Annotated in this window: 20 protein-coding genes and 1 riboswitch; of the genes, 10 read left to right on the plus strand and 10 right to left on the minus strand. The window is 44.2% G+C overall.

The annotated features are described in order from the left end of the window. Nucleotides 1-357: 357 nt before the first annotated feature. The 4 genes from PPM_RS22220 (at nt 358) to PPM_RS22235 (ending at nt 5537) form a co-directional block, all read left to right on the plus strand. Nucleotides 358-912, plus strand: a complete 555-nt coding sequence (locus tag PPM_RS22220) for a MarR family winged helix-turn-helix transcriptional regulator (protein ID WP_013373072.1) — start codon at nt 358-360, stop codon at nt 910-912. Nucleotides 913-1003: 91 nt separating this feature from the next. Beyond that, nucleotides 1004-2236 carry an MFS transporter gene (locus tag PPM_RS22225; RefSeq protein ID WP_013373073.1) on the plus strand — a complete coding sequence of 411 codons (1233 nt, stop codon included), beginning with the start codon at nt 1004-1006 and terminating at the stop codon, nt 2234-2236. 243 nt (nt 2237-2479) lie between these two features. Next, entirely contained in the window at nt 2480-3613 is a 1134-nt protein-coding gene (locus tag PPM_RS22230; protein ID WP_016324726.1) for a virulence factor, read from the plus strand. Nucleotides 3614-3733: 120 nt separating this feature from the next. Then, nucleotides 3734-3936, plus strand: a riboswitch (Lysine riboswitch). 134 nt (nt 3937-4070) lie between these two features. Beyond that, on the plus strand, nt 4071-5537 hold the full coding sequence (locus PPM_RS22235; RefSeq protein WP_013373076.1) for an amino acid permease: 1467 nt from the start codon (nt 4071-4073) through the stop codon (nt 5535-5537). A 125-nt stretch (nt 5538-5662) separates the two neighbouring features. On the opposite strand, the gene PPM_RS22240 is transcribed toward PPM_RS22235, so the two are convergent. Continuing rightward, entirely contained in the window at nt 5663-7039 is a 1377-nt protein-coding gene (locus PPM_RS22240; RefSeq protein WP_013373077.1) for an MFS transporter, read from the minus strand. Nucleotides 7040-7088: 49 nt separating this feature from the next. Next, nucleotides 7089-8216, minus strand: a complete 1128-nt coding sequence (locus PPM_RS22245) for a transglutaminase domain-containing protein (protein WP_013373078.1) — start codon at nt 8214-8216, stop codon at nt 7089-7091. 280 nt (nt 8217-8496) lie between these two features. On the opposite strand from PPM_RS22245, the gene PPM_RS28825 reads away from it, so the two are divergent. Genes PPM_RS28825 through PPM_RS22255 form a run of 3 tightly spaced genes read left to right on the plus strand, consistent with a single transcriptional unit; the run spans nt 8497 to nt 10961 of the window. After that, nucleotides 8497-8742 carry a FeoA family protein gene (locus PPM_RS28825; protein ID WP_080567882.1) on the plus strand — a complete coding sequence of 82 codons (246 nt, stop codon included), beginning with the start codon at nt 8497-8499 and terminating at the stop codon, nt 8740-8742. Further along, nucleotides 8733-10742, plus strand: a complete 2010-nt coding sequence (gene feoB / locus PPM_RS22250; RefSeq protein ID WP_013373080.1) for a ferrous iron transport protein B — start codon at nt 8733-8735, stop codon at nt 10740-10742. The genes PPM_RS28825 and feoB overlap by 10 nt, the downstream gene beginning before the upstream one ends. 36 nt (nt 10743-10778) lie before the next feature. Next, a complete protein-coding gene (locus PPM_RS22255) occupies nt 10779-10961 on the plus strand; it encodes a FeoB-associated Cys-rich membrane protein (RefSeq protein ID WP_013373081.1) in 183 nt (60 codons plus the stop codon). A gap of 141 nt (nt 10962-11102) precedes the next feature. Here the strand turns inward: PPM_RS22255 and PPM_RS22260 are convergent, their stop codons facing one another. The 4 genes from PPM_RS22260 to PPM_RS22275 are packed head-to-tail and all read right to left on the minus strand — an operon-like array spanning nt 11103 to nt 15491. Then, a complete protein-coding gene (locus tag PPM_RS22260) occupies nt 11103-11819 on the minus strand; it encodes an ABC transporter ATP-binding protein (RefSeq protein ID WP_013373082.1) in 717 nt (238 codons plus the stop codon). Nucleotides 11820-11832: 13 nt separating this feature from the next. Beyond that, on the minus strand, nt 11833-13086 hold the full coding sequence (locus PPM_RS22265) for a hypothetical protein (RefSeq protein WP_013373083.1): 1254 nt from the start codon (nt 13084-13086) through the stop codon (nt 11833-11835). Between the two features lie 16 nt (nt 13087-13102). Then, a complete protein-coding gene (locus PPM_RS22270; RefSeq protein ID WP_321167108.1) occupies nt 13103-15265 on the minus strand; it encodes a peptidase domain-containing ABC transporter in 2163 nt (720 codons plus the stop codon). Beyond that, nucleotides 15249-15491, minus strand: coding sequence for a response regulator transcription factor (locus PPM_RS22275; RefSeq protein WP_013373085.1), 243 nt, complete (start codon nt 15489-15491; stop codon nt 15249-15251). Before PPM_RS22275 ends, PPM_RS22270 begins: the two co-directional genes overlap by 17 nt. A 225-nt stretch (nt 15492-15716) precedes the next feature. Here PPM_RS22275 and PPM_RS22280 point away from each other — a divergent pair, with 225 nt between their 5' ends. Beyond that, complete coding sequence (locus PPM_RS22280; protein WP_013373086.1) at nt 15717-15938, plus strand: mersacidin family lantibiotic; 222 nt, start codon at nt 15717-15719, stop codon at nt 15936-15938. A gap of 107 nt (nt 15939-16045) precedes the next feature. Further along, entirely contained in the window at nt 16046-19276 is a 3231-nt protein-coding gene (locus tag PPM_RS22285) for a type 2 lanthipeptide synthetase LanM family protein (RefSeq protein WP_013373087.1), read from the plus strand. A 72-nt stretch (nt 19277-19348) separates the two neighbouring features. On the opposite strand, the gene xylB is transcribed toward PPM_RS22285, so the two are convergent. Beyond that, the gene (xylB, locus tag PPM_RS22290) at nt 19349-20872 is read right to left on the minus strand and encodes a xylulokinase (protein WP_013373088.1); all 1524 of its coding nucleotides are present in this window, start codon (nt 20870-20872) and stop codon (nt 19349-19351) included. A 56-nt stretch (nt 20873-20928) separates the two neighbouring features. Beyond that, entirely contained in the window at nt 20929-22245 is a 1317-nt protein-coding gene (gene xylA / locus PPM_RS22295) for a xylose isomerase (protein WP_013373089.1), read from the minus strand. Nucleotides 22246-22379: 134 nt separating this feature from the next. Here xylA and PPM_RS22300 point away from each other — a divergent pair, with 134 nt between their 5' ends. Beyond that, the gene (locus PPM_RS22300) at nt 22380-23552 is read left to right on the plus strand and encodes an ROK family transcriptional regulator (RefSeq protein WP_013373090.1); all 1173 of its coding nucleotides are present in this window, start codon (nt 22380-22382) and stop codon (nt 23550-23552) included. A gap of 84 nt (nt 23553-23636) precedes the next feature. On the opposite strand, the gene PPM_RS22305 is transcribed toward PPM_RS22300, so the two are convergent. Continuing rightward, entirely contained in the window at nt 23637-23867 is a 231-nt protein-coding gene (locus tag PPM_RS22305) for a glutaredoxin family protein (RefSeq protein ID WP_013373091.1), read from the minus strand. Nucleotides 23868-23925: 58 nt separating this feature from the next. Then, nucleotides 23926-24867, minus strand: coding sequence for a thioredoxin-disulfide reductase (trxB, locus tag PPM_RS22310; protein WP_013373092.1), 942 nt, complete (start codon nt 24865-24867; stop codon nt 23926-23928). Between the last annotated feature and the right edge of the window lie 168 nt (nt 24868-25035).

Consider the following 25035-nt stretch of genomic DNA (forward strand, 5'->3'; position numbering starts at 1 on the left):
ATGGGTTTCACTCCTTCATTTCACATTTTAATAGGGAAAACTTCGAAATCACTCTTGATTACCAACTAGGGAGTCAAGCGAGCTATGCTTTTAATTACGGCATATAGCATAATGGCCGCAATTATTATACATACAATAATGAGCGTTCTTTCCTGCTTGCGGAACATAGGAACGCCTCCTTCACTTATCTATTGGCGCAATTTGGTAACCTACTCACAGTTTGGTTCATTCAACTGATTTTTAACCCTGCTTCTGTATTGAATGTAGCAGTATTTCTTGCTAGATATTGTCTTTTGCATGGCAATACGTTATATTAGTGATAGTTAGATAACCTAATTATATGAAAAGAGTGAACTTATGCCGCCAAAACAAAGTAAGCGGGACACCATCCAGCAGCCTCTTCCTCGTATGGGACCAGAACCTTATCTGGAGTTAATGGATCAAACTGCCCTTGCAGAAACGGATCGGCAACTTGCCCGTATTGGTCTCTTCTTGCTATGGACCAGTGATAATACGCTCGACGCAATAGATTTGGATCTGGCTGCTTACGGCCTGACAGAGAGTAAGCTAGATTTATTGTTGCTGTTGACACTGCACCAATCTCAGGCCCAGATGAGCCCTTCTATGATAGCCGACCGTCTGGGAATTCGTCGTGCATCTGTTACATCTCTCCTGGACTGGACAGAGCAACGAGGCTGGATTATCAGAGAACAAAGTTCTATAGATCGGCGAAAAATTCATGTACGCATTACAGAAGCGGGTTCTCATCTTGTACAGCAAGTGCTTCCTGTATTTTGGTCTTCCTGTGCTTCCCTAGCGAGTATTTTGGAGCCCGAGGAGCAGATTATTTTTTTACGGATTATAGAAAAAATCCATCATCATATGGAAGATAAACTGGGGGTGGGCAGGTAATTTTTTTTTGAACATATAATTAGATTATCTAATATATTTAATTGTTTATATTTATAAATTACTTATTTGAAGATGAAGGAGTGTTCTATTGATGAGTAAATTACGAACAAATGATAGTGTTATACAGAAGGAAAATGTTGCTCTCCCTTATACATGGATGATTGTAATCCTATGCTGGTCAGCGGTTGCCGTGATGTCCAGCCTGTACGTAACGATCCCTTTGGTCCCTCTCTTCGCTAAAGTATTTGGAAAAACACTAGCTGAAGCAGCTCTACCGGGAAGTATCTTTTCCTTAGGCTTTGCGGTGGGATGTCTTATTTATGGAGGATTGTCTGATCGCTTTGGACGCAAGCAGGTTATCGTCGCTGGACTGCTCGCATTGACAATCCTGTCGTTTTCCCTCAGCTTAACCAGTCAGTATTCCGTATTAGTTGCACTACGCTTGCTTCAGGGTTTGGCGGCAGCCACCTTTTCCCCCGTTGCTCTCGCATATGCCGTAGATATGTTTCCGACTGAAAAACGGGTAACAGCTATCGGCTTTATCAGCACTGGCTTTCTCGTGGCAGGTATTACCGGACAGGTATTTAGTATTGTCATCAGCCAACAAATAGGATGGAATATGGTATTTCGGATACTAGGTGTTTTGTACGCAATCACCTTCCTGATCGTTCTTTTTTTCCTGCCTAAAGCTCCCTCTCCGCAACGAGGGGTTCGCATTTGGGCAGCCTTCGGCCAGTTGGGGACCGTTCTGCGCTCGTATCCTTTATGGTTAAGCTACACAATCGCTTTTGTTCTTCTGATGTCCTTTGTGAGCATGTATACGGTTTTGGGAAGCTACCTTAGCAATCCCGAATTTGGCCTGAATAGCAGACAGATGCTATACGTCAGATCCGCTGGCATCATCGGCATGCTTCTCTCACCGTTCGCCGGACAACTGGCCCTGAAGTTCGGTGTTCACCTTTTACTACGTACAGCTCTTCTTCTTTCCATTCTCAGCTTGGCGCTGATGGGAATGACGCATTCTCTAATAGCTATCGTGGTATTAAGTGTATGTTTTGTTAGCGGCATTGCCCTAAGTGTCCCTTCACTCATTACAATGGTTGGCCAGCTCAGCGGTACAGCAAGGGCCATAGCCGTCTCACTGTATACCTTCATTCTGTTTGCCGGTACGAGTCTAGCACCTATGCTTTCCATTCGTTTGATGGGAAATGGCGACAATCAGATGACTACGTTTATGCTGCTGGCGGCAGTTCTGTCTGTGGGATTTATCGCTTCTCTCCTGATCCATCAGAAGCAAAATGATTCGTTGAAGCGGAATGCATAGTACAGCACCATCCCGCCTACTCCGTTTCCCTGTGACTTTTTTGAGTTCGGCCCATATAGCTGTTTTTATTCAAACAACCTCCATATCCATCAGGTATGCTTATATTAATAATGTGATATATGTCATTGTATTTTCTTCGTAAATAAAAACTCTCTCTTTGGAGACATACACAGAATGAGGTACAATACAGATAAGCTATATATGATATATGGAGAACTTTTGAACAGGAGGCTGTACCGAGCTATGAAGATAACATCTATCGAGCCAACTCCCAGTCCGAACACCATGATGCTGCATCTGGATGAGCGACTGGAAGCGGGTATCCGCAGAACATATACACGAGACAATGAGCGCTCCGCTCCCCCATTTATCCGGCGTATGCTGGCGATTGAAGGGGTCAAAAGCGTGTTTCACACGACCGATTTTGTAGCCCTTGACCGTAAAGGAAATGCGGATTGGTCTACTATTCTGGGCCAAGTCCGGGATCAGCTAGGCGAGGAAGGTGCTGACGCAAACTGGGATTTACCGGAGGAAACCTCTGGGGAAGCGTTTGGCGAAGCACAGGTTTTTGTACAATTTTTCCGCGGTCTTCCTATGCAAATTCGGGTTAAGGCAGGACAGCAGGAGGAACGAATTTCCTTGTCCGACCGCTTCGTGCAAGCCGTTACCCGCGTGGCAAGTGCAACACTGATCAAAGAACGCAAGCTGAGTGATTACGGCGTCCGTTACGGTGAACTGCCGGATATTGCCCGCGAGGTTGAGCAGGAATTGGAGGCAGCCTTTCCGCAGGATCGGCTGGAACAAATTATCCAGCAGGCGATTGCCCACGGCGCGGACAACAGCGAATTCGTGGAGGAACGCCGCGAGTGGAGCGATGCCGAGCTGAAGCAGGCTCTTCAACACGAAGACTGGCGCACACGCTACGCTGCGCTGGATCGGCTGGAGCCGACGCCTGAGCATTTGCCGTTGATCCGGCAAGCACTACATGACGACAAAATGCAGCTACGGCGGCTGGGAGTCGTCTATCTGGGCGATATTCGTTCACCGGAGGCAATGGAACTGCTGTTCGAGGCGCTGCGCGATCCTTCAGCGGCAGTACGCCGCACTGCTGGCGACACGTTGTCGGACATTGGCGATCCCGTCGCTACCAGCGCTATGATCGGAGCCCTGTCGGACAGCAGCAAGCTGGTTCGCTGGCGTGCAGCCCGTTTTCTATACGAGGTTGGAACCGAGGATGCGCGTGATGCGCTGGAGAAGGCCGTCGATGACCCCGAATTTGAGGTCAGTCTGCAAGCTAAAATGGCACTGGAGCGCATCGAATCAGGCGAACAAGCCGCAGGTACGGTGTGGCAGCAAATGGCCAAGCGGAACTCCTGATTTAAGATTCAATAAATGGATTCCAAAAAATTGTCGATTGTCAGAAAGTGTACAGGTACGATATACTATAGTTCACTATACAATATAATATCATGTCATACACCTCATCAACCTGTTTTATGATGAGGTAGAGGTCGCGGATGTAATCAGTACACTGGAGGAGACGACAAGAGCCGTCTGAGATTCCAGTAGAAAGGTACACCCGCCGAAGTATGCGGAGCCGACTCTTTGTAAATACTCCGTATGCTGGGGCTGCTAACCGAAAGGAGCAGAACTGTCACGCGATGTCCTAACACAGACACGTGTGTTGAGCTATCTTGTTATAGAAGAAGGTATGGTGCGGAATGCATAGACAAGACCGCAGGCGTATTCCCTGCGGTCTTTTGATTTATATACTCCCCCTCCTTCTGGCTCTTGCCCTGACATGAAATACAATTTCATGAAGGAGTGTTTGAACGTGCAACACAAAGCAACATCTGACGCAACCTTGCGGAAAAGTCTCAAAGCCCGTCATATGACGATGATCGCCCTCGGCGGCTCTATCGGAACAGGGCTGTTCCTCGCCAGTGGAGGCGCGGTCGCCGAAGCTGGACCCGGCGGTGCCCTGCTGGCTTACGCAGCAGTTGGCCTCATGGTCTACTTCTTAATGACCAGCCTCGGTGAGCTGGCTACGTTTATGCCTGAATCCGGTTCTTTTAATACCTATGCAGGTCGCTTCGTCGATCCGGCTTTTGGTTTTGCCATGGGCTGGAACTTCTGGTACAACTGGGCAGTAACGATTGCTGCCGAATTGGCAGCAGCGACCGTGCTAATCAAATACTGGTTCCCGGAAAGCCACTCTGCCTGGTGGAGTCTGTTATTTCTGGCCATAATCTTCTTGCTGAACGCGTTGACGGTCAAAGGCTACGGTGAGTCCGAATACTGGTTCGCGATGATTAAAATTGTGACTGTAATCATCTTTTTGGCCGTAGGGGTGCTGATGATTTTCGGCATCATGGGTGGTCCTGCGGTTGGCTTTGCCAACTTCACGGTAGGAGATGCCCCGTTCCATGGTGGATTCTTCGCTGTATTGGGCGTATTTATGGCTGCGGGCTTTTCCTTTCAGGGAACCGAGCTGATTGGGGTAGCCGCTGGCGAAAGCGAAAATCCGCGTGACAATGTGCCACGTGCCATCCGTCAAATCTTCTGGCGTATCTTGTTCTTTTATATTCTCGCGATTCTCGTGATTGGTTTGATCATTCCATATACGAATCCGAATCTGCTGCGGGGAGATATCAGTGATATCGGAGTCAGTCCGTTCACGCTCGTATTTGAAAAAGCAGGGCTTGCCATTGCTGCCTCGGTCATGAACGCCGTTATTTTGACTTCCGTATTGTCAGCAGGCAACTCGGGTATGTATGCAGCGACTCGGGTACTGTACGCTTTGGCACGGGAAGGCAAGGCTCCCCGTTTCCTTGGGCGTATCAATCGACGTGGTATTCCTATGAATGCACTTCTGATCACGACTGCTGTTGGTATGCTTGCTTTTCTCGCCTCCTTGTACGGAGACGGTGTAGTCTATAACTGGCTGCTCAATGCCTCTGGAATGTGCGGATTTATTACGTGGGTCGGTATTGCCGTCAGCCACTATCGTTTCCGCCGTGCCTTTACTGCACAGGGTCACAGTCTGAGTGAGCTTCCCTACAAAGCACGCTGGTTCCCGTTCGGACCGTTGTTCGCTTTTGCTCTATGTATCATTGTCATTATCGGGCAAGGGACGGATGCCTTCACCGGACAGGAGATTGACTGGAAAACGATGATCGCTACGTATATGAGTGTGCCGCTGTTCCTTCTGCTGTGGCTTGGCTACAAATGGATCAAACGTACTAAAATCGTTCCGCTAAAAGAATGTGATTTGAGTTCAAATCCTTCTTCGGATAAATAATAGAACACAGTGATAAAAAGCCCGTCTCCACATATCAGGGAAAACACGCTGGTACACCTGGTCCCAAGACCATTATCCGCATGTTCCCCTGTATATGCCCGGAGACGGGCTTTTTCTTTTTCTGTTTATTTGGAAGAAGTAGCTACTTCAGCTGATAAAGACATAGATAAGGCACGACGACTAAAAATACCGTATATGACAGCAATCATCGTTAGCACTGCTGAAAACAAGTACAAATTAACGATACCCAGATGATCTGCAATCCAGCCCATTAAAAGCAGCGAAATACAAAACGTCAGGCTTGTCAGCGTAGCCTGGGCGGACAGCACCTTGGGCAAATCATGTACCGACACACTCATTTGCATCATCGTGCGGCGGGAGACGACCGACATTTCCGCAGGTAGTCCCATCAACAGCACGATAAGCAGCGTTAGTGGCGGTAATGTGTTCAGTGCATACCAAGCCGTCAGCAGCCCGTAGCCTGCCATCCCCACCAGCATAGCGGGCAGCAGTCTGCGCTGCAAATGCTTGACACAGGCAAGGACTATGATGCCACCACCAATCGCACCTGCAAAATACGCCGCATTAATGTATCCCCACCATGCCTCGCTCTTGTGCAAGACCTGCTGAGCGAAGGCAAGCGTGAACGCGCCTACCCAAACTGATCCCCCCAGCAGGTCAATCATATCCATAAAAATAAGAGCCTTCAGTCTGTGACTGGCTCCGATGAGACTCCAGCCTTCACGCAGTATTTCTTTTTTACGTTTAGGAGGCACCGCTGTGCTCTCTGATTCCGGACCATACAGCTTATCTTCCAACTGCGCTGGAGGCAAGTCATGTTGCCCTTGTCCCGGCTCGGTTACAACCTCAGAAGCCAAGACATCCCCATTTTGTACCCTTGTTCCAGGCTGAAGCAAATAATGAGCTTTGCCCTCTAGGGGATCTCGAATCAAGCTGGTGAAGATCAGCGCTATCAAATACAGACCGCCAGCCACCAGCAATGTTTTCTCCGAGCCCAGCATAGCTACGAGCACACCACTAAGCCCCCACCCTGCTAATTGCACCGTCTGATCACTGACCGATACCAGACTGTTTGCCCGCATGAGTCCTTCCCCAGAAGCAAGGCGGGGAATCAGTGCATTGCGCGCAGGGGTGGTCCAGCCGTCCAGAAAGGACATGGCAGTCACCAGCGCAAACACAATTACCCACATAGGCTCTGTGCCCGCTGACCACAAGTGGCCCAGCAGAATGGCGAAGTAAGCCAGTTGTCCAAACTGGGAAACGAATAAAATAAAAGGAAGCTGGAATCGGGCCAAAATGAGCGGTGCTAAAAAGCCGCTGATCATCTGCGCCCCCATCCGCAGCAACGGAACGAGCACCGAAGAGAAGATCGAGTCTGTTTCATGAAAGACCAAAGACACAAGTGCCATAATGTAAAGAATGTCGGCCGCATTGGACATCGTCTGCGTGCCAAGCAAATAGGTAAAGGAACGCTTGTGCATATAAATTAGAATACTCCTTTGATAATGTGGCTTTTTTACAGCCGAATAATTAAGTCCATTTCAGGGTTACCCTAAGATTGCCGGTACTTCCGAGATCCGTAATCTGATAGGAAATGGATTTTAAGCCGAGTTGGTACAAGGACTGTAAATCCTCCTTAAGACTTCGTTCCGTACCTTGATAGCCAAAAGTAATTGACGTTTCTCCCTTAGTTATCATCTTCCGAACCTGTTCCTTGATGTCAGCTGATGATTTAACCAGTCCCTTGCCGTCTTGCAATGGATATTCCAGGTTATTGTACAGTTTTTGATACACGGCAGCCTTTGCTCCTCCGGCAGCTATCAATGCCGATAAGGTTTCGCGGTACGATGTGTTCGCCTGAGGATATTGTTTAACCCACGAATGATCCCGCCGCATTTCTGAATCCGTCAGCAGATAATATGAAGTGCTTACCTCGTTCGCGCGATCGGGGGTCGGGTCATCCCATGTCGTATCCATGTGATACCATCGGCCATCTAATAAAACAAGATTCCATGCATGCAACTGCCCTCCTGCTCTACCTTCCACAATCCGATTTGTAATCCCTGCTCGTTCGAGCATTTTATAAGCCAACAGCGAATAACCCTGACAGACCGTGCTTCCCGTTTTCAGACCATCATAGGCTGTGTACTTTTGCTGTGCTTCATCATACTTCAGGCGAACGACGATCCAATCATGGATGGCCTTCACCTTTTCATGATCCGTCATTCCCTTCGTAATGATATCCCCCAGCACAGCTTGCACTGTGCTATCCACATATGCCGTCTGTTCCTTCGTTTCCCGGTAGCTTAAACGAATCGTAACCTGGGCGGAGGTGGTTGTGCCTGTATAGCTGAATGCGTAGCTTTTGATCGTATAATTCACATACGGATCGCTCTCCATCGCCTGTTGGATGGCTGTCTGTAACTGCTGCTTGAGACCGTTCACTCGCCCTTGATATGTAAAGGTCAGCGTTTCACTCCGCGTAGCCATTGCCTGTAAAAGCTTGTTTTGAAGCTGCTGCGATGATACGGAGGGAGTCGGCTTGACCGACGCCGCATACACATTGTTGCCCCACTCTACAGCCTGCGGCAGCAACACAGCCAGCGCTGCACCTGCAACCAGACATTTTACAAGCCTAACCCCGATTTTTCTGTTCATACAGAGCGTTCCTGCCCTTCTTAGCATAGTTGTAAACAGCTCTATCTTACCATAAAAACAGTTGCCCCAAACGCTCTAGTTTTGTCGGTTGCAGGCGGGTATGAGTGCATTTAAAGGCAGGTTGCGACACCTTACTCTGTTATATAACAGAGAGGGCTATACATAAACATGTCGTTCGCAGAGAAATTTATCACAGCAATCTAGTACTCCTCATGATATGGTACTGGCATCGGAAGTAAATGATATTGATTCTCATTCTAGATCAGAAAGGCTGAGCACCATGGCAGAATGTATCTCACTCCTTCGTACACCATTAGGTCAGACTGTGCGTTTGCAATCTCTTGCCCCTCTTCACCCCTCATTGCGCCGCCGTTTAACAGACATGGGCATCAACGAAGGCTCCATTATACGCTTAAAAAAGATCAGTTTATTGGGCGGCCCAATCGTCATTGAATGCAACGGCCAGTTAGTCGGCCTCCGCCAAAATCAAGTGAAGCAACTGGAGGTCGTTCCGACATGGACATGATCGCTCTTTTCGGTAATCCCAATACAGGAAAAACCTCATTATTCAACAAGTTGACTCGTACGTATGCAGAAGTAGGAAACTGGTCTGGCGTCACTGTGGAAAAGAAAACAGGAATCCTGCGTGACAAGTCTGCCGTATTGGTGGATTTGCCGGGTGCCTACTCTTTACTCCCTCTGTCGCTGGATGAAGGCGTCGCAACCCGTTATTTGCTGGAAGAACCGCCTGCGGCGCTAATTAACATCGTGGATGCTTCCCAGCTTCAGCGCAATCTATATCTGACCGTACAATTATTGGAATACGGCCGTCCACTTGTACTCGGCTTAAACATGACCGATGTAGCCGATGCCACCGGTCTTCGGGTAAACAAGGAACTGTTGGCTGATCAATTGAACGTTCCCATTATTCCGATGGTGGCACGTACAGGTAGTGGAAGTAAGCAAATGCTTGCTTCCCTTCGAGAGGTCAGACATACATCCAATGCTTTTCAACTGGATTACGGTCCTGCTGTCGAAGCTGCTATTGCGGATATTTGCAGCTTGCTGCCGCATACATCTGTGCCTCAGCTCCGCTGGGCTGCACTGCAATGTCTGGAAAACAATCCGGTCGTCATGGAATGGATGACGAATGAGACACTGCGTGAACAAGTAACTGCACGCATCCAGCGCTGCGAGGAAGAGCTTCTCAGGGAAGGGTATGCCAGCACCCCTGCTCAACATATTCGTTTTGTAAGAACAGCATGGATTGCTGAGCTGTGCACCAAGGCAGTTGACACATCCAAACTCAGACCGCACAGCCTGACTGATAAACTGGATGCACTGCTAACTCATCGGTACTTGGGGATTCCGATCTTTTTACTGTTAATGTACGCTACCTTTAAGTTTACCTTCGATTGGGCGGGTACCATTCTTTCAGATATGCTGGATGAATTTTTTTCAGGGACACTCAGCAGTTGGATTACTGAATTACTTGTTCAATTGAACGCGTCCGCTTTTACGCAAAGTCTAGTTGTAGACGGTATCGTGGCTGGGGTCGGGGGTGTGCTTGTTTTTCTACCTCAAATTGCTATTTTATTTCTGATTATCTCGGTGATCGAAGACTCTGGGTATATGGCACGGGTCACGATACTCATGGATCGCTTGATGCAAGCCGTGGGCTTGAACGGAAAAAGCTTCATTCCCTTCATCATCGGATTCGGCTGTAATGTGCCAGCTATTATGGCAGCACGCACCATTGAACAACCAAGAGAACGCCTCATTACAACGTTGCTGGTACCCTTTATGTCATGCTCGGCTCGCTTGCCAGTCTATGCGTTGTTTGCAGGTGTATTTTTCCCGTCGCATGCGGCGAGCATTATCATGCTGATGTATGTGTTAGGGATCATCGTATCGCTTATACTTGCCAAAATTTTTTCCAAAGTATCTATTTTATCAGGCGAGCCTTCCCTCTTTATCGTGGAACTTCCTCCCTATCGGGTGCCGCAGGCTCTTACTTTATTTCGCAGCACATGGGAGAAGGTCAAAGGCTTCGTCCGTAAAGCCGGAACGATTATTCTTGCAGGCTCTGTAGGCATCTGGCTCTTGTCCAATTTCGGTCCGCAGGGCTTCGGCGTAGAAATGGATGACAGCCTGCTTGCCACTGTTGGAGGATGGTTTGCACCTCTATTGGCCCCTCTTGGTTTTGGCACTTGGCAAGCAGGTGCTTCCCTGCTCACAGGCTTTATGGCCAAGGAAGTTGTCGTATCAACGATGAATATTATTTACCACGTTCCTGATATGCAGGGACTGGAACTACAAGTCAGACAGGCATTTACACCGCTTGCCTCTTTTAGCTTTATGGTATTCATTCTGTTGTACGTGCCGTGTCTGGCTACGGTAGCGGTTATTCGCAAGGAGACACTCTCCTGGCGCTGGACCGCATTTTCTGTGATCTATCCTTTGACCGTGGCATATATCATCGCCGTCTTGATCTATCAGTGTGGCAGATTATTAGGTTGGGGTTAAGTCAGACCCTAGAGTATATAAAAGGAAGTGGATTCCATGGTCAATATCATTATTTTATTGGTGATCCTCGGTTACAGTGCGTGGGTGTTGGTAAGATTTTTGCGAAAAAGCCGCCAAGGCGCCTGTGCTGGCTGTTCATCGAGCAAGTCATGCCCAGGCTGTGCCGTGAGCTCGGTGAATGAGGATACCAGAAAAACAACGGCAGCTCACAAAGGTTAACCATAGTCATCTCACAATGGACGGATAGCAAGAAAAAACTTGGCGACTGCTCTCTAAATACATTACAGGGAGCACTGTTAGCCAAGTTTTTTCATTGTTACTCTATTCCTTGAAAACATTTTAATCAGGGGTACTAATAAGCTAGTCATGTTGATGTGCTATATATAGGCGTTCAAGGTCAATTGTAGATCTTCCTGAATATGTTATCCGACCGTTTCGAAGAATGGCAACCTGGTCTGCTAATTTCTCAGCTAATCCTATAATATGAGTAGATAACAATATAACTCTGCCTTCTGTTAGATACTCCCGTAGTATACTTCTAACAATCATCACTTGATCAGGATCTAATCCGTTAGTCGGTTCATCTAATATAAGAATTCTAGGTTCATGTAAGAGCATTGAAGCTAATGCAACTCTCTTTTTAGTTCCTTGTGATAACTCTTCCATTTTTATATTTTGATAATCTTCTAATTTGAATCTGTCCAGCCATTTAGCGATGCGCATTTCGAGTTGGTCCTTCGGTACCTGTCGTAACCCCCCAATAAGTCGCATCATTTCTGATACAGAAAGTGCAGGATAATAAAAAGGGAATTCTTGTAGATATCCTACCATTGATTTATAGTTTTGATTTTCAAAATCAATTATGGTTTGATTGAAGCGAATTGTACCTTTTTGTACCTGATGGAGACCAGCAATTAAACTTAATAAAGTTGATTTACCCGCTCCATTAGGACCTAGCAACACAGTAATTTGGTGGTCTGGGACATCCCAATTTAATCCATGTATAATTTCTCTGGAGCCGTAACTGAAAGAAACTTGATCCAGTTGTAAAAATGATGATTTATGTTCTTGGGTCATCGTTGACTCACTCCTAAGATACCTTTTTATAAAAAAGTATAAATCTTGTATAGATCATAACTGATATAGCTACAAATAATACTTTATGAAATTGATGAAGATACAATAGTAATAGCATGCTCATTGCTATGACCCAGCTCCCAAGAAACTTGATACGGTAATTTCCTAAATAGTCTATGGATAAAAATTTGTAACCCAAAGGCATGCCCAAACTAATTAAAGTAGTTGAGAGGAATATACTCCATATAGTTTGGATTGATAAAATCACTGGACTAATCTGTAAATAAATCCCCCAAAACCACTGATGCATAAAAATAATTCCTATGTTTAAAACACATAAAATTAACCATTTAGTGCGCAGCATCTTCTTCCAGGCAAATAACGTTGCTTTATATATTAGTAGTCCTTTTTCCTCTATAACAAGACTCTTGACAGCCCAGATATCAACAGCAAACCATGATAATATCGCGCTACTGATTGAAAGAATAAACGGGCTTTCTCTAATAATATAAGAGTTTAAAACTTCAATTCCCAAAGCTAAAATAAAAAAAGAAAACAGGTTAACTGGCCTAATAATAAATAACAATTCCTTTTTTAGGAGTGGACATTGAGATAGCCATCCACGTCGTCCCAAAACTTTTTTTGAACCATGATACTGTAAAAAAACAGACCAAGAGCGTTGTGCAAAATAGAGAGTTATATATCCCATGCTTATACATAACAAAATCCAAGTCAAAATACGTACTGACAGAGACATTGGCAATATGAAATAGACTACAACCAGTGATAGAAAGAAAAAGCTTATTGCATAGCCAGAGAACTTTCTAAATAACGTTATATACCAAAATATCTCTGCTAAAAGCACACCTAAGATCAATCCTGAAACCATACTAAAAATGTAATTATGATGAACATCCCATAAGATCTGGCCAACTACGATCCATAAAAGTAATATTAGAAAAGGAATTTTCTTTACAATAGTATATTGGGTTAAAAACCAATTTCCCTTTCCTATAGACCACAAAAAACGTACTTCCTCCACTTTAGAAATCGATATACTTATACCAAATTGAATCAAAAAACCAATGATTCCATATATGATAGCCCACATCATTGCTTTAATACCCAAGCTGTTTAACCTTAAGGTAGCATTAGCTAATCCATTGGGAATTAAAATTAATAAAAAAATGAATAAAGCAGCCTCCATTTTAGTTAGCTTTCTGAGTTGCTTTAGATACAATATTTCACATAACTTTATACTTGTCATTTTTCTCGTCTCCAAGTCACAAAACTGGCTCAACCTGAAAATCAGTTTTCTTCAAATTATACAAATCAAAATATTTACCTTTTAAACCGATCAATTCCTGATGATTTCCTTGTTCTATTATTTCCCCTTGATCAAGCACAATTATTCTATCAGCTCGTTGGACTGTACTAAGACGATGAGCAATAATGATCTGTGTACAATGTCTTTCTTGTAAGAAATCTGTTATCAATTGCTCTGAAACACTATCAAGCGAACTTGTTGCCTCATCTAAAAGGAGAATTTGAGGTTCTGCCAAAAAAGCACGCGCCAATAAAATACGTTGCCGTTGTCCCCCTGAAAAGTTTAATCCGTTCTCGGAAACAACAGTTTGATAGCCTAAAGGGAGACTCATAATAAAACGGTGAATATCGGCTTGCTTTGCTGCCCGAACTACCATATCTATGGTACAATCTCCATTGTCCATGGCGATGTTATCCAATATAGAAACATTGAATAATTTTGTCTCTTGTAGAATAACACCTATTTTTTGACGAAACTCTCTCAAATGCCATTGATCCAGCGGGATATTATCGACGCTGACTTCTCCTATTGAGGCCTTATAAAGTCCTAGTATTAACTTCGCCAAAGTACTTTTACCTGAGCCTGATGCACCCACAATTGCAACCTTTTCACCTGGGAATATTTCAAGATTAATATTTTTTAAAACATATTTTCCAAATCGATGATAATTAAAGGAAACATCTTTAAACTTAATATATCCTTTAAAAGTATGGTTCGGTTTATGGTTACCTGAAGGCTCCTCTACATTTTCAATAACATCTTGAATTCGTTGAATATATGTGCCCACAGTGACAAGTTCACTAAGAGTCGATCCTAAGGAAACAAGCGGTACCATAAAAGCAGTTGACAATGTTTGTAAGCCCAGGAGTCCCCCGAAAGTTATCCATCCCTCAAGCACATAATGGAATCCAATCCATAGAATTAGTAGGGGAAAAATAAACTGGATGCTAACTGTCATGGAATCAAGTGATGCATTCCAAATGACACGTTTTTCCGTATTAGTTAGTTGTTTTTTAAAAAGCTCCTCCCACTTCTTAAATACTCTACTCTCAAACCCTAAAACTTTTATGTCTGTAATTCCATGTATATGTTCTGATAAAAAACCATGCATCTCAGCCTGGCTCGAAGTCTCCTTTCGAGATAAACGGTGAGTAGTAAAAGAACTTAAAACGGTAATAAGTAACAATAGAAAACCTATAATTGTAACTAATAATCCAATTTGCCATAGTAGATTAATCATTAAAGCTGCATAAGTTATAAGTAAAAGCCCGTCAATAAAAATAGTTATAACTCGATTAGATAATACCCTTCTAATTGTTACATTAGAGTTAGCTCTAAATACCAATTCTCCTCCTTTTCGATTTTCAAAGAACTCAAAAGGAAGTTTGAAAAGCTTAGCGATAAATTGTGTCATCATAGAAGTATCCATTTGGGATTGTAACTTGGCAATCATGTAACCCCTTAAAAATTGGAATAACTGTGAAAATAGAAATATTGTAAAAATAGCCCACCCCAATGGGACCAGAAAAGAATTATTTTTGGATTCTAGTAAGTTGTCAACAGAGAATTGGGTGATCTTAGGTATTAAAACACCTAATCCTTGAAGAAGTATTGAGACCAAAAATACAGAAATAAGAAGTTTCCTACTCTTAAAGGCTAATTTGATATAGAACATCCATTTTGGCCTTTTTCTTTTACTCCGAAAATCCTTTAACGGGATTAAAGAAAGTGCAAAACCCGAATACTTCTCTGTGAATTCTTTGAGAGGAAGAATGAGTCTTCCAAAAGCCGGATCAAGGATTATTACCTTTTTCTTTTTTATTTTCTCAAGAACCACAAAATGCTGGTTATCCCATAACAAAATCAGAGGAGCGATTAGCTCATTTAATTGAGATGCAGTTGCCCGATATCCTCGTGATTTTAAATGATATGTACTTCCTATTTCTTGAAGTTGTTGCATAGATATACCTGCGCGTACTGCACCAACCTGATTTCTTAACTCTGTTAAAGAAATATTATGTCCATAAAAACCCAAAATCATAGCCAAGCTGGCTAATCCACATTCACTATGTTCCATCTGTTCAATAAAAGGTACTTTCTTATTAAAATTCAGAGGAATGCACCTCTATACCTTCTGTCAAAAAAACTAAGCCGTAATGATAAGCGAATATACCAATCTCAACTCTTGTTTTTATATTCCATTTCTCTTTAATTGAAGCCACAATTTCGGCAGTACGTCTCATACTGATAGATAAATTCTGGGAGATTTCGCTGTCTTTGTATCCTTGAGCTATACAAATTGCAACTTTTTGTTCTTTTGGAGATAAATTATGATTTTCTCTCAATTTTCACTCCCCCTATGTTTTTTATGAATATTTTTTCATAATTAAGGAAGAAATTCAATACATATTCAATGAATATATTTGTAAAATTAAAAATAAAATCGTTTTTTTTGAATTTTTATAGGTTTTTGCATTAAAATGCACTTTTATGAAGTGCAAATTTTTAGGGAATATGATTATCATTAGGTTTGTCTTATATCACTACATTCCCGAGAGGAGTAAAGAATAATGACAAAAGAAGAAATGATCCAAGCATGGAAAAATCCAAAGCTTCGTGTAGCTGGAGAAGGGATTGAGCATCCTGCAGGCGACGCTTTGGTCGAGTTGAGCGCTGACGAGCTTTCTCGTGTACATGGCGGTTTAGGAGTGCAACCAGATTCTACTCCAACTATTACTGTTACTGTTATTGGTGTCACAGTACTAGTTTGTTTTCCAGGGCATGCCGGATAAAATAAGTGAATGCCACTCAGGTATACGCCTTAATTGGCGTATACCTGAGTTATTTTATTTCCTAAAATTGAGTTTTTTAACTTCATATAAACGAGGACGGGGTATTTATGAAAGAGCAGATCATGCGTGCTCTCTTTTTACAAGAACGTAAGAACCTTTTTGATCAAGCCTTTCAAGATTTTAATTATAAAAATTGGAAACAAGATAAAGAGAAGACGACAGAACTGATTGACGAATGGTTTAAATTTGCTCTTATTAGTACAGAATCCAAAAAGGAAGCTCGATTTAAAGCTTTAAGTATGAATGAAGAAATATTTGGAGCCTTGATTCAATCTACGGAAAATCTTAAATGGGATGAGAACTATTTAACGGTTATTAAAGAGTATCAAGCAGATTGGTTTCAAGTTTTGGAAGAGGCTCTAAAAATGAATGAAAATCAACCAGTTTTGCAAAATGAGTCTCGAACAATGGATATTCTTGTTCGTCCATTTATTATTTGGTCCAGAAATCAATTAAAACAGCACTTATGCAATATAGATAATACTCAGGATTTTATTCTACATGAGAGTACGATAAATTCGGTCTTGCATACATTATCTTTTCAATTGACCCAAATCGCTGGTCGATCATTTGTCTTAGAACTAAATATAGCTAAAGCTTTGGGAGAATTAGAAGGGCTAACTCCGGAGGAACGATTTATCTCTTTCATTGAGAAAAAATTTGTAGGACATAAACAACTTGTATCATTTTTTTCTGAGTATGCAGTTATTGCCCGGACTTTAGCTGAAAGAACTATGCTTTTTGTAAATGTAACAAAAGAGACGTTAGACCGTTATCTCCTAAACAGATCTATGATTATCGATACATTTTCTTTACATTCATCAGAACTTATACGTATCGATGCTGGGTTCGGTGATTCTCATCAGCAAGGTCGCACAGTAATGCGGTTATATCTTGCAAACGGGCAATCGTTTATGTATAAGCCAAAGCCATTAGATATCTCCCTCCATTTTCAAGAATTAATTCAATGGTTTAATGATAAAGGGTTTTCTCCTTTTCTCCAAAGAAATTCTGTTATCGCATTAGACGGTTATGGTTATGAAAAATTTATCGAAGCAAAACCTTGCAAAACTGAAGAAGAAATTCAATGTTTTTATACACGTTTAGGAGCGCTTTTAGCCATTATATATGTACTGGATGGGACCGATTTTCATTTTGAAAATTTAATTGCTTTCGGGGAGCATCCAATGCTGATTGATTTGGAAACCCTCTTTCACAACCAGGTATATCATAATGTCCCCGATTCCGCAGATATAGAAGCTCAGTTTAAAATCTGTAATTCTCCATTAGGCACTTCACTCCTCCCTATCTTGTTTCATCAAGATGATAAAGGATTTGGACTTGAATTGAGTGGTGTAAATGGGGAACGGCAAATGACACCCTACCCAGTGTTGAGTTTAGTAGATGTAAATACTGATAATATGAGATACATTAGAAAGTCTCAGTCCACTTCAACTGGTAACAATCGCCCTTCATTGGAAGGAGAATTTAAAAATGCAGGTGACTACACTGCTGAAATTGTAAATGGTTTCCAATCATTATGTTCCATGCTTCTTCAATACAAAATGGATTTACTAGTCCCAACAAGTCCTCTCTTTAGTTTTAATAATACGCCAGTTCGTATCGTATTGCGATCAACACAATTTTATACAAATTTCCTTCTCGAATCTCGACATCCTGATTATGGTCGCGATGCTCTAAATCAAGAGAATCTACTTGATCGGATTTGGTTTTCTTGGCTGGATGATCGGATTATTTCTTCAGAACTGCAAGATTTACGAGCAGGAGATATTCCATATTTCATTGGTACTCCTAATTCACTTGACCTTTGGGATAGTTATGGCAGATGTATAAAAGATGTGTTTACCCGAACAAGCATGTCAATAGTAGAAGATAGATTGAGATCCTTAAGTACTGACAGTATTTCTTTATACAGCGATTGGATCTCTTCTTCCATAGCAGGCTCATCATTAGGAAAACATGTACATAAAGTACATGCTCCCTCTCAAAATGAAAAAGTAATGACAAGCGACTACAGTCCAAAACCATTACACTCTGAAAACTTTCTTGAGACAGCAAAAATCCTTGGCGATGAGTTAATTGAAAAATCAGTGTTTAGCCAAAGCAAAAGGTATGTAACTTGGATTGGAATGAATCTAAATTATCGCGGACAACTTTATTTGTCTGCCTTAAGCCCTGGATTATATGATGGTACGGCAGGCATTGCATTATTTCTAGCATATCTCGGAAAAATCTCAAAAGAGGAGAAGTACACCAACATAGCTCTAGCTGCACTTGAAACAACGCTAAGTAAAATACCTGTACACCTAAAATTCCCATCAGCCTTTTATGGCCAAGCTTCTCTCTTATATACTCTCTCTCATTTTGAGAGTTTATTAGGTTTTAACGATGCTTGGAGCAAGCGGAAATTGGACATTATAAGTAATTTGGAAGATAGCATAGACGAGGATACTTTCTTCGATCTCTTAGGAGGTTCGGCTGGAGTTATTCACGTTCTTTTAAATGAATATAGTCTTACAAAATCGGTTAAGACTCTAGAGGTAGCAACTCAATATGGAGAGCACTTGTTAAAACATGGAGAAAAAAATAATGAGATGATTTCATGGACATCTAGTGTATCTCCAACCCCCTACGTAGGCTTTGGCCACGGTAGTACTGGTATTGCTTCAGCTTTGTTTCGTCTTGCAGCAGTTACTAAAAATAATTGCTACTATGCTACTGCCGAGAAAGCATTTGCTCACTTAACAGAATCCTATTCTCCAAACTATTTTAACTGGATTGATCAAGATATTAAGGAGAATCATGATCTGGCTAATTGGTGTCATGGGGCTAGTGGAATTGGCATAGGATTAACCTTATGTATGCCTTATTTAAATTCAAGTTTAATACCTGATATCGTCCAAAATATCGAAATAGCAGTTAATACAACTTTAAAATACGGATTTAATAAAAGTCACTGCATTTGTCATGGAAGTCTCGGAAATATTGAGTTATTAATTTTAGCTGGACAAGCTCTTAACCGTCCAGAGTGGGTTGCGGAGGCAAAGAAACAAGGCAACATTGCATTAAGTTATTTTTTCGAGCATAGTAAATTTAAGACTGGCCTGCCCACTGCGTTAGATTCCCAGGGGTTGTGGCTAGGTTTGTCTGGAATAGGTTATCAATTCATGCGTCTCCACTCGTTAACTTCCTTACCAAGTATCCTCTCACTACAGGAGCCACTTTATAAGGAGTCCTCTTGCACTAAACGTCCTTAAAATTCAAAAGCCATAATAAAGGTGTCCTCATCAGGCAACCCTTATTATGGCTTTTATTAACGTAAAGTCTATTCAGCGATAGACCGCCAATTGCTCACTTAGCTCCCGTGTGTGTAGATAAACTTCACGGTATAGCTCGTATAAGCCTTCATACTGTGCCACACGTTCCGGATTTGGCGTATATCTTGCTGCTTCACGCAGAAAAGCTTCAGCGCACGCCTGCAGCGATTCAAACCACCCGCTACCATATGCAGCCAGCATAGCCGCTCCCAAGGCAGGACCCTGCTCACTTTCCAGCTTGACGATATCCGCGTTAAAAATATCGGCCTGCATTTGCAGCCATGTCTCATTACGCGCACCGCCGCCGATGGAAATCACTTCATTCACCGTTTTGCCCGTGCCTCTGAGAATATCAATGGATTCCTTGAGCGAAAACGTAATTCCCTCCAGCACTGCTCGTGTAAAATGCGGAAGCTTATGCCCTGCATCCATCCCGATAAAGCTGCCTCGAATAGCTGCATCCGGATGAGGGGTACGTTCGCCCACGATATAAGGCGTGAACAACAGCCCTCGGCTGCCCGGCTCGATCGAGTTTACATCCTCCAACAGCGCATCAAAAGAATGTTCCGGCGCAAAGGTATCCTTAAACCAGGTCAAGCTATATCCGGCCGCGAGTGTAACCCCCATAATATAATAAGCATCCTGCTCACCATGATTAAAAAAATGTGCCCGTCCCTGAACGTCGATATCCTTGCGTTCCTCATAGGAAAGCACAACTCCTGAGGTGCCGATACTGCACAAGGTGCGGCCTTCGCTCAAAATGCCGGCACCAATCGCGCCACATGCGTTGTCTGCTCCACCTGCATAGACCTTGGTTTCAGACGAAAGCCCACTCTGCTCCGCAATCTCCGGCAATAGAGTACCCGTCTGGTCAAAGGATTCCACCAGCGGCGGGAACAGCGACAACGGCAGATCAAACGCAGCTGCGATCTCTTCGCTCCACTGCTTGTTCGCGATGTCTAGCAGCAGCGTGCCTGCCGCATCCGAATACTCCATCGCCAACCCTCCTGTGAGACAGTAGCGCACATAATCTTTAGGCAGCATAAAATGGGCCGCACGAGCCAGCACGTCTGGCTCATGCTCCTGCACCCACAGCAGCTTGGGTAGCGTGAAGCCTTCCAGCGCGCGGTTGCGCGCGATACTTAGCAGCGCTGGCCCGAGCTGTTCTTCAATACGGCGGCATTGTGCCGTTGTGCGCGTGTCATTCCATAGAATAGCTGGACGAAGCACTTGGCCTTCCTTGTCAGTCAGCACAAGCCCGTGCATCTGCCCCGAAAAGCTGATGCCGTCCACAGCATCTGTTCCGGAGATTCCGGCCTTCTCTACAAGCTCTTTCAACGATGCTAACGTCCCACGCACCCAGTCTTCAGGCTGCTGTTCGCTATACCCTGCTTTCGGCTGATGAAGAGGATATGACTGAGAGGTTTCATAAGCCACCTGCCCCTTACGGTTGACCAGCACCGTTTTGACCGCACTAGTACCCAAATCCACGCCGATGACATAGCGCTCCAGCTCCTGTTTTAGCTTCTCCTGCATTGGAGTTCCTCCTTCCCTGTGATCGTACGACCCTTATTCATATATAAATTCCGGCATTAATCAGCCAAAATGTATTGATTCAATGTTGCTTTCAGATATTCCTGACGACCGGACACGTTTTTGCGTGGTGCTTCGTTCGCCAGAGCATATTCAGCCAGGGAAGCAAGCGTTGCTTTTCCGGATACAATGTCTGCTCCAATGCCTTCTTTAAAGCTGCTGTACCGCTTCTCAATAAAGTCCTCAAACACACGATCCTCGATCAGTTTGGCGGCTACCTTCAACCCTTTCGCATACGTATCCATACCTGCGATGTGCGCGAGGAACAAATCTTCTGGTTCAAACGATGCTCTGCGCACCTTGGCATCAAAGTTGATACCGCCACGGCCTAATCCTTCATTTTGCAGTACTTCATACATGGTTAGTGTGGCATCATACAGATCAACCGGGAATTCGTCCGTATCCCAGCCCAGCAGCAAATCACCTTGGTTGGCATCCAGGGAACCCAACATGCCGTTAACCCGTGCTACACGTACTTCATGATCAAAAGTATGACCCGCCAAAGTGGCATGGTTAGCTTCCAGATTAAGCTTGAAATGCTGATCCAGATCATATTTTTGCAGGAAGGCAATCGTCGTCGCCGCATCAAAATCATACTGATGCTTGGTTGGCTCCTTCGGTTTTGGCTCAATCAGGAATTGAGCGTCAAAGCCGATTTCACGCGCGTAGTCCACGGCCATATGGAACATCCGTCCCAGATTGTCCTGTTCCAACTTCAAATCTGTATTCAGCAGTGTTTCATAGCCTTCACGGCCTCCCCAGAATACGTAGTTATCTGCGCCCAGACGTTTGCCTACTTCCAGTCCTTTTTTAATTTGGGCAGCTGCGTGTGCGTATACATCTGCATTGCAAGTCGTCGCAGCTCCATGCAAATAACGTGGATGGCTAAACATGTTCGCCGTGTTCCACAGCAGCTTTTTCCCCGTAGCCTTCATGTGCTCCTCAATCAGATCCACGATGGTATCCAGATTGCTGTAAAATTCCTTCAGTGACGCGCCTTCAGGAGCAATATCCACATCGTGGAAGGCGAAATAAGGTAAATTCAGTTTATCCAGCAGCTCAAAGGCAGCTTCCACACGTGCCTTCGCCAAATCAAGTCCGGTAAACTTGGACCATGGGCGTTCCGCAGTCTCTACTCCAAAAGGATCAGAGCCGCCTGCAACCAGTGTATGCCAATAGGCCATACTAAAACGCAAATGCTCCTCCATCGTTTTTCCCGCTACTATTTCCTGAGGATTATAAAATTTGAACGCAAAAGGATTATCGGATTGCTTGCCCTCAAAGTTAATTTTGGATACTTGTTCGAAATAAGCCATTATAAGTTCCTCCTTTGTAGTAAACGTTTACAAAAACGATTCTAGCACAGCCAAGAAACTTTGTCTATTGCTTAAACTAAGTTTATTTTTATGATATAATAACGGGAATTACATCAACAGGAAGGGAAATAACCATGAATGTTACTGGCGATCAGGCGCTTGTCAAAAAGCTGAATAAATCCATTGTATTGGAGCGCATCCGCCTTCATGCCCCTCTATCCCGGGCACAGTTATCCAGTCAAACCGGATTAAACAAGGCCACCGTGTCCAACCTGGTTGCAGAGCTTATCACCGATGGATTGGTGTATGAGACAGGATTAGGAGAATCCAGCGGTGGGCGCAAACCTTTAATGCTGCTGTTCAACAGCCGTGCAGGCTTTGTACTTGGTATCGAGGTTAGTGTACAGTACATCAAGGGCGCTCTGACCGATCTGGCAGGTACCATTGAAACAGAGCTTACCCTTTCTCTAACCCAGCATGATCCTGACTTTGTCATCGAACAAATCCGTAAGCTCGTTCAGAAGCTCATGCAGGTCACCCCTCCCTCCCCTCACGGTATTGTCGGCATTGGGTTGGGGGTACCAGGGATGGTGGATGAAACCGGAAATGTTTTATTCGCACCCAATCTGGGCTGGGAAGAGGTTCCGCTGCGGCAGCAGCTGGAGACAGAGCTGGGTCTTCCCATAGTGGTGGATAATGAGGCCAACGTCGGTGCACAAGGCGAATTGTACTATGGTATGGACGCCGATCATCGGCAACTGGTGCGGGATCTGGTCTACATCAGTGCAGGCTCCGGGATCGGGGCCGGAATTATCATTGATGGCAAGCCGTATCAAGGGGCTTGGGGATACGCGGGCGAGAGCGGACATATGTCCATTGACTGGAATGGGCGCCTCTGCTCCTGCGGCAGCCGAGGCTGCTGGGAGCTGTATGCTTCGGAGAAGGCGTATGTAGCATCCACATTGAAGCTGCCCGCACATAATACAGCGGGATTATTACCGTTTGCCCAGCAAGGTGATGTGAGTACATTAAGCGTCCTTGGTGAAATCGGGCGATATTTGGGTGTGGGTATTACCAACATTGTGAACAGCCTCAACCCTGGCATGCTTATCATTGGCGGCCCACTCGCGGAAGCCAGACCTTGGTTGGAGCAAAGTATGCGTGAAGTGATTGACGAACGTGCCCTGCCCTATCACCGCCGGCAACTACAGATTCGTTTCTCCACGCTTGGCAGCCGTTCGACGATGCTAGGTGCCGCCTATGCGGCAACAGCTCCTTTTCTCGGGCGTGTACGTGTATCTTTATAAAAAAAAGCGTACAGGAACACTCAGGTTCCTGTACGCTTTTTTGCTTAGGATTTTGCAAAATCCGTTGTCTGCTATAAGGTTGGATTAAGCGTTCAACACTTTTTCAAACTTGGTTTTGTTCATACCGGAAATACGTTCTTCTCCGATCAAAGTCAATGGAACAGCGCGAATGCCCATATCCCAAACCTCTTGCGCAAAAGCTTCATTGGTTTCAATGTTGCGTTCTTCGTATTCGACACCTTTTTCAGCCAGGTAGCTTTTTACTTGACGGCAATGCGGACAGTTTGTAGATGTGTAAACTATTGCTTTTTCCATGAATATCACCTCATCATTTATTTTGTTACATTATATTTATTCATACTTCCAAATATCATTACAGGGCAAGTGCGCTGTGCTCCAGACTTTCGATGTATTTCTCGCTGTCCATAGCAGCCATACAACCACTACCTGCTGCGGTAATCGCTTGTCTGTAGCGTGTATCCTGTACGTCGCCACAAGCGAATACGCCAGGCACGTTTGTTTCGGAGGTACCCGGATTGACGACGATATAACCGTTCGCATCCGTTGTAATTTGTCCTTCGAGGAAGCCTGTATTCGGATGATGACCAATTGCCACGAATACGCCGCTCACTGTAATGATTTCCTCTTTACCTGTTGCGTTGTTTAGCACTTTCAAGCCAGTTACTCCGTTTTCGTCTGCAACTACTTCGACAGGAGTACGATTGAGCGCCCATTCAATTTTGCTGTTCGCACGAGCACGATCCTGCATAATTTTAGAAGCTCTCAATTCTTCACGACGATGTACCAACGTTACTTTGGAAGCAAAGCGAGTCAGGAAATTAGCTTCTTCCAGTGCAGAGTCCCCACCGCCGATAACAACGATTTCTTTGCCGCGGAAGAAGAACCCGTCACAGGTAGCGCAAGTGCTCACGCCGCGTCCGATATTATCTTGTTCACCGGGTATCCCCAGGTATTTGGCAGTCGCCCCTGTGGAAATAATCAGCGTATCGGTAACCAGTTCACCCAAACCTTCTACATCCAGTGTAAATGGACGAGCAGTTGTGTCTACCTTGTTCACCCAGCCTGTGCGGAATTCAGCGCCAAAACGCTCCGCTTGCTTACGCATATTATCCATCAAATCAGGTCCCATGATTCCTTCAGGAAAGCCTGGAAAATTCTCAACTTCTGTAGTCGTGGTTAATTGTCCACCTGGCTGTGGTCCCTCGATTACCAGCGGGTTCATATTAGCACGTGCCAGGTAAATAGCGGCGGTCAAACCGGCAGGACCGGTACCTATAATAATGGACTTGTACATATCTTGGTTCCTCCTAAAATATCATAAGTATTATATAGCGAGTTTTCGGTACCGGGCGCTGGGCTGCTGCATATACTCTAAAAGTAGTGCCAGCAGAAGCTCATCCCAAAAAGTGGACACCCGGATGTTGTAAAAACGAATCACTTGTTTTCTAGCTTCTTATGACTT

It is taken from the genome of Paenibacillus polymyxa M1 (assembly GCF_000237325.1).
In the GTDB taxonomy this organism is placed as follows: Bacteria; Bacillota; Bacilli; order Paenibacillales; family Paenibacillaceae; genus Paenibacillus; species Paenibacillus polymyxa_C.

Excerpts from the sequence above, each read along its gene's own strand:
- PPM_RS22220 (WP_013373072.1), top strand. The coding sequence starts at position 358 with ATGCCGCCAAAACAAAGTAAGCGGGACACCATCCAGCAGCCTCTTCCT.
- PPM_RS22225 (WP_013373073.1), top strand. The coding sequence starts at position 1,004 with ATGAGTAAATTACGAACAAATGATAGTGTTATACAGAAGGAAAATGTT.
- PPM_RS22230 (WP_016324726.1), top strand. The coding sequence starts at position 2,480 with ATGAAGATAACATCTATCGAGCCAACTCCCAGTCCGAACACCATGATG.
- PPM_RS22240 (WP_013373077.1), bottom strand. The coding sequence starts at position 7,039 with ATGCACAAGCGTTCCTTTACCTATTTGCTTGGCACGCAGACGATGTCC.
- PPM_RS22245 (WP_013373078.1), bottom strand. The coding sequence starts at position 8,216 with ATGAACAGAAAAATCGGGGTTAGGCTTGTAAAATGTCTGGTTGCAGGT.
- PPM_RS28825 (WP_080567882.1), top strand. The coding sequence starts at position 8,497 with ATGGCAGAATGTATCTCACTCCTTCGTACACCATTAGGTCAGACTGTG.
- feoB (WP_013373080.1), top strand. The coding sequence starts at position 8,733 with ATGGACATGATCGCTCTTTTCGGTAATCCCAATACAGGAAAAACCTCA.
- PPM_RS22255 (WP_013373081.1), top strand. The coding sequence starts at position 10,779 with ATGGTCAATATCATTATTTTATTGGTGATCCTCGGTTACAGTGCGTGG.
- PPM_RS22260 (WP_013373082.1), bottom strand. The coding sequence starts at position 11,819 with ATGACCCAAGAACATAAATCATCATTTTTACAACTGGATCAAGTTTCT.
- PPM_RS22265 (WP_013373083.1), bottom strand. The coding sequence starts at position 13,086 with ATGACAAGTATAAAGTTATGTGAAATATTGTATCTAAAGCAACTCAGA.
- PPM_RS22280 (WP_013373086.1), top strand. The coding sequence starts at position 15,717 with ATGACAAAAGAAGAAATGATCCAAGCATGGAAAAATCCAAAGCTTCGT.
- PPM_RS22285 (WP_013373087.1), top strand. The coding sequence starts at position 16,046 with ATGAAAGAGCAGATCATGCGTGCTCTCTTTTTACAAGAACGTAAGAAC.
- xylB (WP_013373088.1), bottom strand. The coding sequence starts at position 20,872 with ATGCAGGAGAAGCTAAAACAGGAGCTGGAGCGCTATGTCATCGGCGTG.
- xylA (WP_013373089.1), bottom strand. The coding sequence starts at position 22,245 with ATGGCTTATTTCGAACAAGTATCCAAAATTAACTTTGAGGGCAAGCAA.
- PPM_RS22300 (WP_013373090.1), top strand. The coding sequence starts at position 22,380 with ATGAATGTTACTGGCGATCAGGCGCTTGTCAAAAAGCTGAATAAATCC.
- PPM_RS22305 (WP_013373091.1), bottom strand. The coding sequence starts at position 23,867 with ATGGAAAAAGCAATAGTTTACACATCTACAAACTGTCCGCATTGCCGT.
- trxB (WP_013373092.1), bottom strand. The coding sequence starts at position 24,867 with ATGTACAAGTCCATTATTATAGGTACCGGTCCTGCCGGTTTGACCGCC.